13 protein-coding genes are annotated in these 15,173 nt (G+C 35.0%); 10 read left to right on the forward strand and 3 right to left on the reverse strand.

The features are described from left to right. Positions 1-138 precede the first annotated feature (138 nt). Positions 139-561: a nucleoside-diphosphate kinase gene (ndk, locus tag ACFILW_RS00915; protein ID WP_375622178.1), complete on the forward strand. Its 423-nt coding sequence runs from the start codon at positions 139-141 to the stop codon at positions 559-561. A 327-nt stretch (positions 562-888) separates the two neighbouring features. Here the strand turns inward: ndk and pgsA are convergent, their stop codons facing one another. The 3 genes from pgsA to ACFILW_RS00930 all read right to left on the reverse strand — a co-directional run bounded on the left by pgsA (position 889) and on the right by ACFILW_RS00930 (position 4,784). Beyond that, positions 889-1,470 carry a CDP-diacylglycerol--glycerol-3-phosphate 3-phosphatidyltransferase gene (pgsA, locus tag ACFILW_RS00920; protein WP_375622177.1) on the reverse strand — a complete coding sequence of 194 codons (582 nt, stop codon included), beginning with the start codon at positions 1,468-1,470 and terminating at the stop codon, positions 889-891. Positions 1,471-1,542: 72 nt separating this feature from the next. Then, positions 1,543-3,522, reverse strand: coding sequence for an excinuclease ABC subunit UvrC (gene uvrC, locus ACFILW_RS00925; protein WP_375622176.1), 1,980 nt, complete (start codon positions 3,520-3,522; stop codon positions 1,543-1,545). A 398-nt stretch (positions 3,523-3,920) separates the two neighbouring features. After that, on the reverse strand, positions 3,921-4,784 hold the full coding sequence (locus ACFILW_RS00930; RefSeq protein WP_375645782.1) for a 23S rRNA (adenine(2030)-N(6))-methyltransferase RlmJ: 864 nt from the start codon (positions 4,782-4,784) through the stop codon (positions 3,921-3,923). A gap of 1,562 nt (positions 4,785-6,346) precedes the next feature. On the opposite strand from ACFILW_RS00930, the gene tatA reads away from it, so the two are divergent. The 9 genes from tatA (at position 6,347) to ACFILW_RS00975 (ending at position 15,119) form a co-directional block, all read left to right on the forward strand. Next, positions 6,347-6,649, forward strand: a complete 303-nt coding sequence (gene tatA / locus ACFILW_RS00935; protein WP_375612915.1) for a twin-arginine translocase TatA/TatE family subunit — start codon at positions 6,347-6,349, stop codon at positions 6,647-6,649. Between the two features lie 55 nt (positions 6,650-6,704). Further along, positions 6,705-7,145 (forward strand): twin-arginine translocase subunit TatB, encoded by a 441-nt coding sequence (locus ACFILW_RS00940; protein ID WP_375622174.1) that lies wholly within the window; start codon positions 6,705-6,707, stop codon positions 7,143-7,145. After that, positions 7,142-7,924, forward strand: coding sequence for a twin-arginine translocase subunit TatC (gene tatC, locus ACFILW_RS00945; protein WP_375622173.1), 783 nt, complete (start codon positions 7,142-7,144; stop codon positions 7,922-7,924). Before ACFILW_RS00940 ends, tatC begins: the two co-directional genes overlap by 4 nt. Positions 7,925-7,985: 61 nt before the next feature. Then, positions 7,986-9,263 (forward strand): serine--tRNA ligase, encoded by a 1,278-nt coding sequence (gene serS / locus ACFILW_RS00950; RefSeq protein WP_375622172.1) that lies wholly within the window; start codon positions 7,986-7,988, stop codon positions 9,261-9,263. 133 nt (positions 9,264-9,396) lie between these two features. After that, the gene (locus ACFILW_RS00955) at positions 9,397-10,056 is read left to right on the forward strand and encodes a protein-L-isoaspartate(D-aspartate) O-methyltransferase (protein ID WP_375622329.1); all 660 of its coding nucleotides are present in this window, start codon (positions 9,397-9,399) and stop codon (positions 10,054-10,056) included. A 155-nt stretch (positions 10,057-10,211) separates the two neighbouring features. Next, on the forward strand, positions 10,212-11,390 hold the full coding sequence (locus ACFILW_RS00960) for a peptidoglycan DD-metalloendopeptidase family protein (protein ID WP_375622171.1): 1,179 nt from the start codon (positions 10,212-10,214) through the stop codon (positions 11,388-11,390). Between the two features lie 686 nt (positions 11,391-12,076). Further along, the gene (gene yajC / locus ACFILW_RS00965; protein WP_375638109.1) at positions 12,077-12,529 is read left to right on the forward strand and encodes a preprotein translocase subunit YajC; all 453 of its coding nucleotides are present in this window, start codon (positions 12,077-12,079) and stop codon (positions 12,527-12,529) included. Between the two features lie 466 nt (positions 12,530-12,995). Continuing rightward, positions 12,996-13,382: an Mth938-like domain-containing protein gene (locus tag ACFILW_RS00970; RefSeq protein WP_375622169.1), complete on the forward strand. Its 387-nt coding sequence runs from the start codon at positions 12,996-12,998 to the stop codon at positions 13,380-13,382. A gap of 876 nt (positions 13,383-14,258) precedes the next feature. Then, positions 14,259-15,119 (forward strand): phytoene/squalene synthase family protein, encoded by an 861-nt coding sequence (locus ACFILW_RS00975; RefSeq protein WP_375684933.1) that lies wholly within the window; start codon positions 14,259-14,261, stop codon positions 15,117-15,119. The last annotated feature ends 54 nt before the right edge of the window (positions 15,120-15,173 follow it).

The raw sequence follows: 15,173 nt of genomic DNA on the forward strand, positions 1-15,173 counted from the left end.
TTCTATTGAAGTCTTCTTTATAATTCATTCTATATTTTTGAGAATTTGTATAGATTTTTGCAGAGTCACTTGGCAAAGGGCTCCTTGCTCGCTATAGAAACAGTCAGAGAATATTATAAATGAAATAAAGGTGAGTAAATGGCTTTAGAGCGTACTTTTTCGATGATTAAACCAGACGCAACCCGTCGTAATTTGACTGGCGCAATTACTAAAATGCTTGAGGATGCGGAGCTACGTGTTATTGCGTCTAAACGTGTTTGGATGAGCAAACGTGAGGCTGAAAAATTTTATGCTGTTCATAAAGAACGCCCTTTTTTTAGTGAATTGGTTGAATTCATGTCTTCTGGTCCAACCGTTGTACAAGTTTTGGAAGGCGAAAATGCAATAGCTAAAAACCGTGAAGTAATGGGAGCTACGAATCCTAGTGATGCAGAAGAAGGGACAATTCGTAAGGTTCATGCTTTATCGATTGGCGAAAATTCTGTCCATGGATCCGATAGTGCTGAAACGGCAAAAACAGAAATCGCTTTTTGGTTTTCTGAGGTAGAAATTGTTGGTTAATAAAGCGTATATAAGAAGCAAAAATCCGAAATATTATGTTTCGGTTTTTTGCTTATAAGATTATAGATTTTTTTTGAAAGGATATGGAGTATTCATCGTTTTTTTCAGCTTTTAATGCTGTAACTGCTTTTGCGAGGAGACATAAAAAGCATGTTGAATCTTTTCATAAAGAGCTTTTATCTATACGCCAGCTTCGTTTGTGAAGTGCAAAAGAAGTGTTTTGATTGATTGATCGTGAATAGATTAAAAATAAGTGAGCTTCACGTGTTTTCTTCTTTCGTTTAAGGGCAAAAAGGTAAATTATCTTTATAAATCTTACATATTCTTTCACAAAATAACATGCTTTAAACCTGCACGAAAATAATCCCAACCAGTCCACAATGTAAGGAGGGCAGAAATCCACAGCATAGTAATGCCAAACTCTACTGTGTAAGGGAAAATTTTATTACCGGCTGGTCCAGCTAAAAGAAAGATAATAGCGATCATCTGTACAAAAGTTTTCCATTTTGCAAGACGAGAAACTGGAACGCTCACTTTTAATTCAGCCAAATATTCACGTAATCCTGATACAAGAATTTCTCGGCAAAGAATGATAATAGCTGCCCATAGTGTCCACCCAGCGATAGTACTGTCTGCGGCAAGCAAGAGCAAACAAGCAGAGACGAGAAGTTTATCGGCAATTGGATCTAACATGCGACCAATATTGGATGTTTGTTCCCAAATACGAGCAAGGTAACCGTCAAGAAAGTCAGTAATGGATGCAACGATAAAAATGGAAACAGCAATCCAGCGAGTGATATCACTTGATTGTAGTCGCCCTTCTAAAAAAAAGCATGCAACGACCATTGGGACTGCAACAATTCGTGCATAAGTTAAAATATTTGGAAAAGAAAAAGTATGATTTTTCATGGAGCCATTTTTAATTCTTGTGAAAGAGAATATATTTCCTAAACGTAACAAGGTGAAGGTTATGAAACAAGCCTATTTTTCATGAAAATGGTTATGAATTTTTTGTGCAATTGTCATAGAGATTCCCGTAACTTTTTTTAAATCTTCAAATGAGGCACTAGCAACAGCTTTGGCACTTCCAAAATGATGAAGCAATGCACGCTTTCTTGTTGGACCGATATTTTCGATTTCATCAAGTGGGTTTTTGAATGTTGCTTTTTTTCGTTTTATCCTATGAGTTCCAATCGCAAAACGGTGTGCTTCATCACGCAGACGTTGCAAAAAATAGAGGATAGGATCACGTGGAGGAAGTGTAAAGGGGGGAATATCTTTTATAAAAAATCTTTCACGTCCTGCATGACGGTCAACACCTTTGGCGATTCCAACAACTGTGAAGAGATCATTTAATTGTAACTCAGCAAGTATTGCATGTACGCTGTTGATTTGTCCTTCACCACCATCGATTAAGATAAGGTCAGGCCAAATGGGAAAAAGATCATCATCTTTTATGTTATGACTTCTACTTGGCAGATCATACTCTTTGATAAGGCGTGAAAATCTTCGTTTAATCACTTCTTTCATCATGCCAAAATCATCGCCAGGCGTGATATCTGTTGAGCGAATGTTGAATTTTCGATATTGATTTTTAATAAATCCCATTTGACCAGCAACAATCATAGCCCCTACAGCATTTGTTCCCATGATATGAGAATTGTCATAGACTTCTATCCGGCGTGGAGGAAAAGGTAGTTGGAATGTTTTAGCAAGACCTTGAAGCAATTTTGTATGGGTGGCTGTTTCAGAAAGCTTATGTTCAAGTGCTTCATGAGCATTGAGATAGGCATGATTAACAAGAGTTTTCCGTTCACCTTGTTTGGGTAAAGAGAGGGATACTTTGTGGTTTGCTTTGAGGCTAAATGCTTCTGTAAGAAGTGTCTTTTCTTCAATTTCTTCAGATAAAAGGATACTTTTGGGAAGTGGTTTATCATCGTAAAATTGGGCAAGAAAACTCGCTAAAATTTCAGTGCGGGAAAAAGAGGGATCTGCTTTAGGAAAATAGGCACGGTTTCCCCAATTTTGCCCCATGCGAAAAAAGAACACTTGAATACAGGTCATTCCTTCTTTTTGCGCAATTGCAAATACATCCGCTTCTTTTATCGTTTGAGGATTAATACCTTGATGGCTTTGTATGTGAGAAAGGGCTGATAAGCGGTCACGATAGGAAGCTGCTTGTTCAAAATCAAGATTTTCTGCGGCTTTATGCATAGCTTGAACCATATCGCTTTTAATAGATTGATCTTTTCCCGAAAGGAACGCTTTTGCTCCTTTCACCAGTTCTTTATAATCACTGTCACTAATTTCATGAGTACAAGGTGCAGAACATCGCTTAATTTGATAAAGCAAACAGGGGCGTGTACGGTTTTCAAAAACTGAATCAGTACAGGTTCGTAATAAAAAGGCGCGTTGTAAAACATGAACTGTTTGTGTCACTGCACCAGCAGAAGCAAAAGGACCAAAATAGTGAGCTTTTCGTATTCGAGCACCACGATGTTTGTAAAGTGCAGGCACTCGATGATCATCTGTAATCATAATATAAGGGAAACTTTTATCATCACGCAGGAGTACATTAAAATGCGGATGCAATCTTTTGATGAGATTGGCTTCTAAAAGGAGTGCTTCTGTTTCTGTATGGGTGACGATAAATTCCATATGATATGTTGCACGAATCATACGGGTAATACGATTATTGTGTCCTTGTTCACGTGTATAGTTTGAAACACGTTTTTTGAGATTACGGGCTTTGCCAACATAGAGAATATCACCATTTTCACCAATCATCCGGTAAACCCCTGGTTTATGTGGAAGGTGTCTAACAAACTCTTGTATGAATTTGATGCCTTGGAATTGATTTTTCTCATTGCTTTGATTAGCATTATGCCATGTAATATTAGAGAGAAAAGAAAGCTTTTCCCGTTCATTTTTCGGACAATTTGTATTATTTTTCAGGACCATTCCGTTTATTACGAATATGTTGTTTGTTTAATATATGAAATATTCTTTTTTATTAAATAATGATTATTTATGTCTTTATAATTTTTTTCTATAAATAACATCTTATAGCATAAGAGTATGATTTTAGAGAGCCGATCTTTCATAAAAAATATGAGAGTTGTTATTCTAAAGCAGCTTTATGAATTTGCCTAATTTATCCATTAAAATGATTGGAATAGGAAATCCATGATAATTAAGAGGATAGACTTTCTAAAAAGAAAAAAATTAATTCACGCTGATCGTTATTAGCTTACCATTATAATATGTTGGTATTATCCATAGAATCAAAGAATTTTACCACTCAAAGTCTTTATATCTTACAACATGATATTTGATTTAGAAAAAATATAGAGAAAAGTTTAACATAATAGATGTTCTTTTTGAAGCCACTTATGCGTTATTTGGGCATTTTCATCTTGTCCCAGACGGTTGATAAGAAAGGGGCTGAGTTTTTTCATTTCTTCTTCCAAAAGGTAGGGAGGGTTAATAATAATCATACCACTTCCATTCATTGTCGGTGGACTTGAACTTTTTCGGATACGCATTTCAAGTTGTAGAATCTTAGGAATTCCGGTTTGATAAAGCGCGTGAAGAAAACTTTCAATTTCTTTGTCATATTTAACAGGATACCATAAAGCGTAGATTCCTCCAGAAAAGCGACGATAGGCTTTTGTTAATCCCTCAATAAGGCGGGAAAACTCTCCAGCTTTTTCAAAGGGAGGGTCAACAAGGATAAAGCCACGTTTTTCTTTTGGTGGTACATGAGCATTTAAGGAAAGCCAACCATCTAAATGCAGAACTTTTGTCTGATAATCTCCTGCAAAGTTTTTTGCTAAAATATGATAATCTTCATTGTGCAATTCTATTGCGGTGAGGCGATCTTGTTTCCGTAATAATTGACGAATAAGAACAGGAGATCCAGGATAAAACATAATTTCTTTTTCTCCTTTATTGAGGGCATCAATGATGTCACACCATGGACAAAGGAGTGTTCTTAAATCTTCTGGGATAGGAGTAGAAAAAAGTCGTTGGACACCTTCGCGCCACTCTCCTGTTTTATGTGCTTCTAAAGAAGAAAGGTCATAAATACCGATTCCAGCATGCGTATCTATAACGCGAAAAGCTTTTTCTTTGCGTTTGAGATATTCTACAATGCGAGTGACAATAATGTGTTTAAAAACATCAGCAAAATTGCCAGCATGATAAATATGCCGATAATTCATGGAGTAAACTCTATCATATGTATAACTGTACCGGATTATTAGCATAGAATAATAGAATTGATATCCATAAAAATACTCTTGTAGAAATCAAACAATACCCTCACTAGCAAATTATACACTACAGAAAAAATATTAATGTCATCGGAGCATTTATTCACAGGGCTATTTTTATATTTATGTTGTAAGAGAAGTTTTTTATGATCGCGGACTCCTTCAGGAAAACTATAAAAAACAATCAATTAACGAGAATATTAGTAAAGTTTGTTGAAAAATTGAATGGTATCTTTCAAATTCATTCATAAATTTGCTTGTTTAAAGATTAAAGAATTTCAAATTCTTGATAAAAACATTGTTACATTGATCAGTTTTTTACGAGCGTAAAATTATGAATAGAGCAATAAAGTGCTGGTATTATAGTGGTATATTTTTGTAAAAGTATGAATGAATCTCATTGCTTTAAGCGGAGCCAAAGCTTTACATTATACACGCTAAAAGGCTTAGTTATTGTGTATGATGCTAAAATAAAACTTTTGAAAATTGATATGTGCTCTGTAAGCTATCTCAATAAAATGAGTTTTTTAAACTAAAGTAAATAGGTTTATTTATCTCTAACACTGTATTATTGAGCGGCTTTATAAGGTAATCTTATAAAAAAGGCTAGGATAAGAAATTCTTTTTACATGGATTATGCTTCGATGCCATGCTTTTGATTGAATGTAATTTTCTATTCATGCTCATTTTGTTTTCAATACTGGGATAGGTTAAGCACATGATATTATGAGAACGCATGCCCAGAATCCGGAGACTTGTAATAGTTATGGCATTCAGCGGCTCAGAGAGACGGTTATATGGAGGTATTTTACTGAATAAGGCGCAAGCTGGTACCATTTTTATTTTTTAGCAGTATTGCCATATCTCTTGGCACTTGAGCTGGTTCATAAAGTGCATTTTTACTCTTTCTGCTAATAGTTTTTATTTACACGCCAGATATTTAATTGAATGCGATGATGGCTCATATTTCGTATTGTACATAGAATAATGAATGATAAAATTCCTACCCCAACGCAAAGAATAAATGTTGTGCGTAAGATGATAGTTTTTGAAGAGACTGATGATGTGTTAAGAAAGTTTTTTAGAGATTTTTCTTTCTGAATTTTTTAATTGAATACGTAAAGTGTTTTACAACATGTTATGATCTTTATCAGTAAAGGATAATTTGACGGAAATGTTTGTAATGATACGTAAAACATTGTGTAAAAGGAAAGACATTGGCTATAGTATTTACAGGAAGATGAGTAACCTAAGAGATCAGATGAAGTTATTTTAGAAAAGTTTTTAAGTGTTTTGAACTTTGTATGAAGTGGTTTATCATTTTTGAATGGTTTGTGTTATAATACGCTAAAAAAGGATGAGAGGATAAAAAGTTCTTTTTGCAATAAAAGCGTGTAATTGCTTTTAAGTTAAGAAGAAAATATATAAGTAAGATATTATATTTGATACATTCTTCAGAGGAAGCATGAATAAATGAAATCAAATTTAAAAGCATAAAGTTAGAGAGAGTAATGGGTAATATTTTTTCACCAACGCATTTAATCATAATTTTATTGATTATCTTTGTGCTTTTCGGTCGCGGTAAAATTTCTGAATTAATGGGCGATGTTGCTAAAGGAATTAAAGCCTTCAAAAAAAATATGAAAGAAGAAGATGATAGCATTGAGGATAAAGTTGAAATGGCTCCTACTTCCCAAATGATTGATGTAGAATCTCAACAATCTCAGCCGTTATCGGTAAAACATGCAACAGCGCGCAGAAAGGTTTCTTCTGCTTCTAAAAAAAGCAAAACATCTGTTGCTAAAAAACAGTAACAAAAACGCAATCATCATTGTGCAATATTTTTTGATGAGAAAGTCGAATTAAGAGATGTTTGGGATTGACGGACCAGAGTTTATCGTAATCTTACTTGTTCTCATCATTGTCGTTGGACCAAAAGATTTACCTAAAATATTAAAGACAATAGCAAAGATAAGAGCATATGTGTATTCAACAGCAAATGAATTTCGTCACCAGTTTGATGATGTAATAAAACAAATCGAGCGCGATGATTTGCAAAAAATATGTTCGGATATTAACGATTCAAGCAAGAAGTTGGCAGAAACTTTTGATCCCACTCAAAATATATTAGAGGATATCCACGATAATTGGGATGTTAAGGAAACACACCATAAATCAAAAAAAGATAAAGAAATTTTGGAATGTGATCAAAAGGTAATCAAGAAAGATATGACAGTTTCTATAGCTGCTCATCATTCTGAAAACATTTTTGTTTCTCCTAAAGATAAAGAAAAAGAAGATGTGTCATGAATGTAAAAAAAGATGAAGTTGATGCTAATATGGCGCCACTTTTAGAACATTTAATTGAACTTCGTCAGCGAATTATTTCTGTCTTGGTTGCATTTATGATCGCTTTTATGATGTGTTTTCTTGTTAAAGATTATATTTTAAATTTTTTACTATGGCCATATCAGTGGGCAATGAAAATAGCAGAGGGTAATCCTGAGGGGATTCGTTTGCAATCAACGCAAGTATGGGAAACTTTTTTAACGAAGATGAAGCTTTCTGTTTTTGGGGGAATTATTTTATCTTTTCCCTATACGGCTTTTCAGTTTTATAGTTTTATTGCACCAGGGCTTTATAAAAAAGAGCGTATGGCTTTTTTACCATTTCTCATTGGGGGGCCTATTTTATTTTGTATTGGGGGAGCGTTTGTTTATGGTCTATTAGCGCCAATAATACTATGGTTTAGCCTTTCTCAACAATTTCTTCCAGATGTTCATTTAAAAATAGAGTTTATAGTGCGTATTTCTGATTATTTGGGCTTTATGACATCGTTTATCCTAATTTTTGGTTTGATTTTTCAATTACCTCTTGTCATCAGTCTTTTAACAAAAATTGGATTTGTAACGTCTCATGATTTGGCGTCTAAACGAAAATGGGCTATTTTGCTCTCTTTTATTATTGCGGCAATCATAACGCCGTCGGATTTTTTTACGATGTTTGCAGTGGCTTTACCAACGATAGCACTTTACGAGATTTCAATTTTAATTGCTTACAGTATAGAAAAGAGAAGAAAATCCGCTTAAGAAAAGTGTATAATCTTATGCGATAAGGAATGAATAAAAACAATATAAATGAGGAATTTTTATGCTTGATATTAAGTGGATTCGTGACAATCCTGAGAAATTAGATAAAGCACTCGTAAGTAGAGGTCTTGAGCCACAAGCTGAAAAGTTAATACAACTTGATCTTGCACGTCGGTCGCATATTGCTAAGGTGCAATTGGCGCAGGAACGTCGCAATGCTGTTTCAAAGGAAATAGGACAGGCTTTAGCGGTATCGGATCAGCAAATGGCTGAACGTCTTAGAGCTGAAGTTGAAGAGATTAAAGCTTTTCTTTCCTCTGCAACAGTGGAAGAAAAACAGCTGACGGAGAGTCTTGAGAAAATTCTTTCAGCACTTCCAAATATTCCATTAGATGATGTTCCAGAAGGTAAAGATGAAAGTGATAATGTCGTCATTCGACATTTTGGTACACCTCCAACATTTAATTTTACACCAAAGGAACATTTTGATCTTGGTCAAGATCTCAAACAGATGAATTTTGAACGAGCTAGTCGTTTGTCTGGAACACGTTTTACAGTACTTTCAGGGGCATTAGCACGGCTAGAACGAGCATTAGGCCAGTTTATGCTTGATGTGCATGTCAATGAGAATGGTTACACAGAAGTCTCAGTACCTCTTCTTGTTCGTGATGAGATTGTTTACGGAGCAGCACAATTACCGAAATTTGCTGAAGACCTTTTTCGTACAACAGATGGTCGATGGCTTATTTCCACAGCAGAAGTGCCATTAACCAATTTGGTCAACGATGAAATTCTTGAAATATCAGATTTACCACTGCGATTTTCTTCTTTATCTCCCTGTTTTCGTTCAGAGGCGGGAGCAGCCGGTCGTGATACGCGCGGTATGTTGCGTCAGCATCAATTTTGGAAAGTTGAAATGGTCTCGATTACCAGTGAAGAGCAGTCTTTAATTGAATTGGAACGTATGACGGAATGTGCAGAAGATATATTAAAACGGCTTGGTTTGCCTTTTCGCACAGTGGTTCTTTCTACGGGAGATATGGGGTTTGCAGCGCGTAAAACCTATGACATCGAGGTTTGGCTTCCTGGTCAAGAATGTTATCGTGAAATTTCTAGCTGTTCAGTTTGTGGAGATTTTCAAGGTCGTCGTATGAATGCGCGCTATCGTAAAGACGGCGATAAAAAATTGCATTTTGTTCATAGCCTTAATGGTTCTGGTACGGCTGTTGGACGTTGTCTTATTGCCGTACTTGAAAATTATCAACAGGCTGATGGATCAATTATTATTCCAGATGTTTTACAACCTTATATGGGAGGCATGCGCTGTATTACTGCTTAATTTTACGAAAGGAGAGACAATATGCGTTTATTGCCAAGAGGTGATGATACACAGACGCAAGTTTTTGCCTTTTTAAAAGAAGCAGTTTGTCAGTATGATAAAAGTGCACCTCCATTGGAGATTGAATGATACTATGGGGCAAAAGGGTATTTTACAATTTCGTGAGGAGTTAGCCGCTCTTGTACTGAAAATGCGTAGCAAAGGCATTGATGACGTGCGATTTTTTTCGGCATTAGAGAAAATTCCGCGTCAACAGTTTGTTGCTGCTCCTTGGTTCAATAGTGCTTATGATAATAAAGTTATTCCCCTTGAGTGTGGTGAATATATGGAACGTTTGGAAGAACAACTCTTAATTCTTTCGGCATTATCGTTGAAAAAAAGGCATCGTGTCTTAGAAATTGGTACAGGATCTGGTTTTTGTACTGCTCTTATGGCATGTCTGAGTGACCGTGTGACAACGATTGATCGTTATAAAACGCTTGTTGATTTAGCACGCCAAAAATTTCAAACTTTAGGAATTGAAAATATTGTTATACGGCAGATTGATGGAAGTCATAATGTGACAGGCTTAGGATCATTTGATCGCATTCTTATTTGGCCATCACGTTTTGATGAACCAAAGGAATTTTTAGAACTTTTAGCTGAAAATGGAATTCTCATTCAGGCGATAGGACCTGACGAAGGGGTACAAACGGTGACGCGCTATACAAAAATTGGTAGTCGATTTGAGTGTTTAGAACTGTTCCAAGTGCGTTACCAACCTTTTATTAAAGGCATTGCAGAGATACTTTAATTTTTAAAAGCTAAGACGTTTCTGCAAATTGTCTACGTTAAATTCATTTTGATCTTATATAAAGATATTTATGAATAAAACATCTCATTTTAACTCTTCGGTAATTTAAAAAAGCTTTAATGGAATGAGTTGATTATTGATGAGTGAGCAAAACGATGTGTCTAAAAGCTTTGGATAATATTTTCCAGCATAATTTTCAGAGAATAACTTTGTTAGCGGTGGTAACTATTGTTGCTGGTTGTAGTTCTGGTACACAGCGTTTTTCCAATACGTTCTCTCATCGTACGGTATCATCTCAATCAAATATATCAAGCACTATGTATACAGACCCGCGAATGCTATCATACGGTAGTGGTATGATACAAAGCACTGAATTGCCACCTGTGGAATCAAGCGATGATTCATGGGGAGATGATAATTCCCCCTATAATTTTCCACATCAAGGTAGGATAACTTCTTCTGATGGTCGCGTTATGGGCGCCCCTCCACGTAATCTTGGAACACTTTCTCGTTCACAAATGGATAAATCTCCTATTTTTCGGCGGAATTCTTATATTGTCCAGAGTGGAGATACACTGCTCAGTATTGCACGACAAGTAGGGGTTAGTGTTGAGGCATTAAAATTAGCAAATGGTATAAACAGCAATTCCATTTATATCGGTCAGGTCCTTGTTGTTCCAAGCAGGCGTACATTAGCAGCTTCAAATGCACACAATAATAACGATTGGGCAGTGTCAACAACAGAATCTGCATCCCAATCTGTGATGTCCTCTATAAAAAACAAGAAGTCCTCTCCTATATATAAAGCTCCTGTAACAACGCCACCCTCTGCAAAGATGAACAAATCAAGTTCTGAGAAAAATTTTTCTAAACAGATGACGCAATTGAAACATGAGACTGGTTTGTCAAGTACTGTTACGAATACAGATAATATGACGACTCCGCAAGCCACAGGAATTTCTAAGATGCGTTGGCCAGTACGAGGGCGTTTATTAAGCCAGTTCGGTCAAAAAAAGGGAACAGTAATGAATCGAGGAATAGATATTGCAGTGCCTGAAGGGTCTTCGGTAAAGGCGGCAGAAAATGGTGTGGTTATTTATGCGGGAGATGGACTAAAAGAGCTTGGTAATGTTGTGATGATTCGACATGAAAATGATATTATCACTATTTATGGATGTAATAGTAAGCTTGTTGTTAACAAAGGACAAAGGATAAGGCGCGGTGATGAGATTGCTAAATCTGGCGTTTCAGGAAATGTTAAAACGCCACGTGTCTATTTTGAGATGCGTAAGAATTCATTACCTGTTGATCCCCTTAAATATTTAGAAAACTAATTTATTGATAACTTTGACATTTGAATAGTCTTACAGTTTATAGAAAATTCATGAAAAACAATTGATTTTCTTAAATCAATAACATAGCAGCAAAAAATCATTGGTTTCAGGAGAGTAGTTCGTGGGGGGCGTTAGATATTACCATCTTTGTATTTATGAAAGTGTAAGACAATAGTATCATACTGTTTGTCAGCTTTGAGTATTCCAATTGCTCTTGTATTTGAGAGAAGCATGAAAAAAGATATTTCACGCCTTTCTTAAAAAGTTTTTATCGACAGGCTCATTTCATATGTGTGACGTGCAAGAAAATCGTTTTGATTAATTCAGAAGGTTTGAAATAAGAGCGTTTTATTGTATTTAGATCTGTCGTTCGATATCAAAAACGATAAAGTATCTATATAAATTAAAGTTTGTTCATTAGAAAAATTATCTTGTATAATTTATTGAGTTAGTGAAAAGATTTATGTTGTAGGATATACAATAGGGGAAAGTGAATCTATTTTTTAAGATTTTTCTCATTGTATTTTGGTATTCTGCCTCTTAAGGATTTATTGTATTTTTGTAAAGCTGTGATTAGATTATGTAGTTATTGCTTTTTATGATAAATTCTTTAGGAATTTTTTCTGTATCGGAATTTCATTTTAATAGAGTGGGAAATACCTGAGGTTTAACTATAGGAGATAAAAATGTTTATTACGAACGCTTATGCTCAAGTTGCAGGCGATGTTTCCGGTGGAATTTCATTTGCTAACGCTGTCCCATTCATTTTAATTTTTGCAATTATGTATTTTTTTATGATTCGTCCACAGCGTGCCCAAATGAAAAAACGCCAAGAAATGCTTAATGCAGTACGTCGTGGTGATACAGTTATAACGGGTGGTGGTATTATCGGCAAGGTTACGAAGGTTCACGACGAGAGTGGTGAATTAGAGGTTGAAATTGGTGAGAGTATAAATATTCGTGTTATTCGCTCAACATTAGCTGATGTGCGCGTTAAAGGTGAGCCGATTGCAGAAAAAAAGTCAAAACTTAATGCTAAAGCAAAAACACCACAAAAGTCTAAATCTAAAACGACAACGAAAGAAGATATGAGTATCTCTGAAGAGAAAAAAGCTGTATCAAAGGAAAATGCATCTTAAGGTGTAATGGCAGTTTATTACATTTTTTAAGCATTTTTATAAAAAGCTTGGCAAGATCAAGACAATTTCATTGGAAAAGGGGCTTTTATAGTGGCTACAGAAAATGGAGTTTTTGTTTTCTTTAGATTATTAAAATAGTTGCTTTATTTATAGAATATTACGCAATTTTTTTCTGTTTTTTAAAGAAGATCATTGTTTTTATAAAAAGAAATTTGTGAGTAAATAAGCTGAAGAAACTTTTCAAAAAATAGATTTATTTAAGTAGGTATAGCATTTTACTGCGGTTTATGACCAAATTTTCATATATTTGTTGTATGAGAAGATTAGGGCATTATATAAAAACTTTCACTTCAATACTAGGCTATCTATGTTTAACATATCAATGTTTATATCAGCCTTACTTTAATTTTTATGGTGAGAAGTAGCAAAGACAATTGGATTATTCAAAAATAAAAGGTGCATATTCATGTTCGATGCAATTCAAATTCGTGAAGCACATTTTCCAAGTCGCGCACCTATTGATGCTTATGGAAATGGTGGGTTTCGTTTTGCTGATATGTCTCATAGAGGTTCTATTATTTGTGTCCCATCAGGTATTTATGGCATTGACATGGCAGGGCCTATTCCCACTCAAGGGGATATATCTCGTATTTTAGAAGAAGCTTCTGAAATCGAGGTTTTATTAATAGGTACTGGAATTGAATTATTACGATTACCTGAAGAGTTACGGGTGCTTTTATGGGAAAAACGTATTTCATCAGATACAATGAGTACGGGAGCGGCGGTGCGTACATTTAATGTTTTATTGGCTGAAGATCGCGCTGTTGCGGCGTTATTATTTGCGGTAGAATAGAGTATTGTTTCATAAAACAAAGGCTCTGGTCTAGCATGAAAGACTTGTGTAATTATTTTCTGCTCTGTAAAATACTGTCGTTTAAGGCGGTGATATAAGGGTGTAGAATATACATAACATAACACATTAAGTTTTTTAAATACAGCAGCAAGTATTCAGAACAAAGCTTGCTCGTCGTTCCTAATGAATCACATGAGTGATCAACTCTTGGCACTTGAGACAGTTCATAAGAGGCATTTTTAGTTCTTTCTCATACAGTTGTTACCTACAAGCCAGTTACGCTTGGGACGTGCAAGGGAATAGTTTTTATTGATGTAACATGGAATTGGTTTAAAATGAAAGCATATCTACGATATTTGGAATTCTAATTTAACATACAAAATAACAGATTATGATTATAAATCAATGTATTGATAGTAACAGAAAATCACCGAGAGCAATTGGATTTTTTACAAATTGGTGTTGGTAAGAACCTTTGTCTTTTAGGATGGGGAGGAGGTCAATGATTTGATGAAGTTTTTGTGATCAGTGTATTTTTTATAAAATAACATTGTCATCTATCCACTGAAAAAGTGTTTTTCGTTGTTTGTTGTTCAAGTTTTACTATGCATGTTACGATTGTTTTTTAGCTTTTTTACTGCAAATGAAAACTTGAAGTCCTATAAGATAAGTTTTATCAGAAAAATTATTTATTTAATTTTTTCTTTCTAAAATGAAAAGTGACTAGAAAAGAAACTTTAATTCACAATACAGTTAAGAGACACATTTAAAAATCTTATTTTCTGAACTGTATTTGCTTATCCTTCATTTTTTAATATGAATAAAAAGAGGATATTAATTTAATTGCTAAAAAAGGGACGTTAATAGGTTCATAGAATGATAGGCTCTCTTCCTTATTGTCTTGATATTTTACGTACCATAGATCGTGATCGCTATATATCGGTTTTATTTGCGCCTAAAAAAAAGCGCCAAGCATTGGCTGCTCTTTATGTATTTAATGCTGAAGTTTCTCGTATTCGCGAAAGTGTACATGATCCATTCATAGGAGAAATACGGTTACGTTGGTGGTATGATGCTATTGCTCATGGTGAAATGCAAACGAGTGGAAACAATCCGATTTTGAATGATTTATTAAAAGCAATCACTCTTTTTAATTTACCTAAGACAGCTTTTTTACGTTATTGTGATGCACAAATTTTAGATCTTTATCACAATCCAATAGAAACACTTCATGATCTAGAGCATTATTGTGGTGAGACAGCAGGCATAATTTTACAGCTTTCTTGTCAGATATTAGATCCTGATACTGCACAAGAGTTTACAGATATCTATGAGCATGGAGGGATTTCTCAAGGATTAAGCGGTGTATTACGTCTTTTATCATTCATGCAATCACGATATCAATATTATTTACCTACTGATATATTAAAGGCTGTAGGAGTGAATAGGGAAGATTTGGAATCCCATCGTCTCAGTGATCAACAAAAGGGTTGTATTGTTGAAGCTATGGTAGCATTATCGCGCGATCATTATACCCAATTTTACGAGTATTCTTGTACTTTACCTAGAGTTCTTAAGCCAGCTTTTCTTCCATTGGTCATTGTACCAGCTTCTCTTCAAAAAGCTATACAGCTGGGGGCAGCAATTTTTCAAGAGAGTGCAACTTTGCCATTGATGTATCGCTATTGGTTGATAACAAGGGCAGCAATAAGCGGCAATTTTCCAAAGATATTGTAAAAAAATATTACTACGTTGGAATGCGTAACATGTAGACTGATTTTTTCATATGAA

The organism is Bartonella sp. TT110JLCBS, assembly GCF_042193405.1.
In the GTDB taxonomy this organism is placed as follows: domain Bacteria; phylum Pseudomonadota; class Alphaproteobacteria; order Rhizobiales; family Rhizobiaceae; genus Bartonella.